This window comes from Rhodococcus sp. (in: high G+C Gram-positive bacteria), from assembly GCF_049286785.1.
Lineage (GTDB): Bacteria > Actinomycetota > Actinomycetes > Mycobacteriales > Mycobacteriaceae > Rhodococcus_F.
Window position 1 is genome coordinate 1 of record NZ_JBAQEO010000935.1, and the last position, 2,202, is coordinate 2,202.

Below are 2,202 nucleotides of genomic sequence, written 5' to 3' on the forward strand. Positions count from 1 at the left end.
AAGGCTGCTGTCCGTCGGGTAGTGAATGTTCGTCTCCACGACCGTGGTGTCGACGCGGAGGGCTCGTCCCCGCACGATCTTCCTCTGACAAGCGATGCCCACCAGGCGCTCGAGGATCTTCTTCAAGGTGTCCTCTCCCAAGGCGTGAGACAGCCGGATTAGGGTCTTCGCGTCCGGCACGATCTCGCAGTCGATGCGGCAGAACGCCCGCCAGACGAGGCTGCCGCGGACCTCACGCTCGCACTCATCGAAGCTCCAGTCGTACAGATGCTTCAGCACCAGCATCCTCAGCACCACGTCGGCCGGCGTCCCGGGTCGACCCTTCTTTCGGCTGCCCGGCCGTCGACGCTCGAGTGCCTCGACCACGGCGTCGACCAGCCTCTCATCCTCGAGAACCTCGTCGATCCGGCGCAAGACCGGACTCCAGAGCTTCTCTCCGTCCGGTAGCAGCACCTCGAAGACGCTTCGTTGCACGTGGCTGCGGCGGATCATCCTTCTTCCTCCGCACCCGGGCGGCCCCTGCAGGCGAAGCATGCGACACCCATAGACGCTCCCGATTCAGCTCGGCGAGCTCACGAGCGCGGGCCTGGAACTGCTTCCATGCCTCAATACCATCCCGTACCGCCGCGCCGAGCGCTTGCGGCACGTAGTAGCCCGTGGTCTTGCCCTCCTCACCTCGGAAGCTGATGTACAGATGCGGCCCATGCTTCTCGCCCTGCTTGCAGCGACAGCCCGGCTGGCCGCACGTACGGTAGGTCTCGGACAAGGATCCGAAGATCGCCCGCTCGGCCAAGCCGGCCATCTCGCGCAGCAGCCGCTGCTGGGCTTGCCGGATGCTCCTAATCGACCTCATCGATTAGGAGGATAACTGAACGAGGCTCGCCCCGTCCAGCCGAAAGTTCACGATCTGCCCCCTTTGCGCTGCCCTCGAGATTCTAGAGAAGGGACTTCCGACCCCTATTTCGCACCGGGAAGTAGCTAGCTAGTGGCCTGTAACCGGCAAAACGGAACCGTGGATTCTGTGCGAAGGATCGGAGTAACGCCACTTGATGGGTTTCGCGCGTTGGTTGTAACGCTTGAGATAGCGCATGAGCTTCCGTGCGAGGTCCTTGACGGATGTGAAGACGCCGCGCGCGATCACATCGCGCTCGATCTTGGAGAACCAGATCTCGACTTGATTCAGCCACGACGAGTAGGTCGGCGTGAAGTGGAAGTGGAGCCTGGGGTGCTCTGCGAGGAAGCGCTGCACGTGGCGGCTCTTGTGAACCGAGAGGTTGTCCAAGATGACGTGGACCTGTTCCTTCGGGCGCACAACGGCGAGGAGACTCTCCAGGAAGGCCACGAAAGCAGCACTGTTGTGCCGGTCAACGGGAGCGCCGAGCACTTTGCCGGTACGCGTGTTCAACGCCGCATAGAGAGACAGGGTTCCGTGCCGGTAGTACTCGAATCCGTGCCGCTCCAGCCGCCCAGGCGAGAGGGGCAGCACGGGATCCAAACGGTCGAGCGCCTGGACTTGCGTCTTCTCATCCAACGAGAAGATGGCAGCGTGCTGGGGAGGGTTGAGGTAGAGGCCAATCACGTCGGCGGCCTTGTTCTCGAAGTCGGGGTCGTCCGAGATCATGTAGCTCTTGGTCCGGTGCGGCTTGATGCTCGCTCGGCTCCAGACTCGTTGGACCAGCATATGGCTGACCCCAAGCGACCTCGCGAGCTTGCGAGTACTCCAGTGAGTCGAGCCGTCCTCGGGCTTGCGCTGCGTCCGCGCCAAGATCCGCGCCTGCATCCTCGGCGTCATGGCCGTCGGCTTGCGACCTTTGTGCCGGGCGTACATCCCTGCTACGCCCTGCTCAAGAAAGCGCCCCCGCCACCGGCTGACGTACGCCCTGCCGCAGCCGACCGCCTCTTGGATGCCATCGTAGGTCTCACCATCGGCCAGCATCAACACCACCCTGGCTCGACGCGCCTCGTCGGCTCGGCCGTTGCGAGAGCGAACTCGGGCCTCAAGCACCTGTCGGTCTTGAGGTGTGAGTCGAACAGGATCTTTGGAGCGCATGCATGATGATGCCACTCCATGGTTTCGAAATCAATGGTACGAGGCACTAGCGAGGCCGGCGGGAACGAGCGTCCACGTCCTGCCGGCAGGCGGTCGTCACGCAGAGCCCCCGGATGCGTCGCATGTCCTCCGTCGTCAGCACGATTCTCGGG

At 63.3% G+C, this 2,202-nt stretch carries 3 protein-coding genes; all 3 read right to left on the reverse strand.

Features of this window, described 5'->3' with window-relative positions; all coding sequences use genetic code 11:
* Positions 1-453, reverse strand: a 453-nt coding sequence (locus WAW17_RS33920; RefSeq protein ID WP_422337206.1) for a transposase, incomplete at its 3' end; no start/stop codon positions are given.
* Positions 383-853: a DUF6788 family protein gene (locus WAW17_RS33925; RefSeq protein ID WP_422337207.1), complete on the reverse strand. Its 471-nt coding sequence runs from the start codon at positions 851-853 to the stop codon at positions 383-385. The genes WAW17_RS33920 and WAW17_RS33925, both read right to left, overlap by 71 nt.
* A 129-nt stretch (positions 854-982) precedes the next feature.
* Positions 983-2,050, reverse strand: a complete 1,068-nt coding sequence (locus WAW17_RS33930; protein WP_422337208.1) for an IS630 family transposase — start codon at positions 2,048-2,050, stop codon at positions 983-985.
* Between the last annotated feature and the right edge of the window lie 152 nt (positions 2,051-2,202).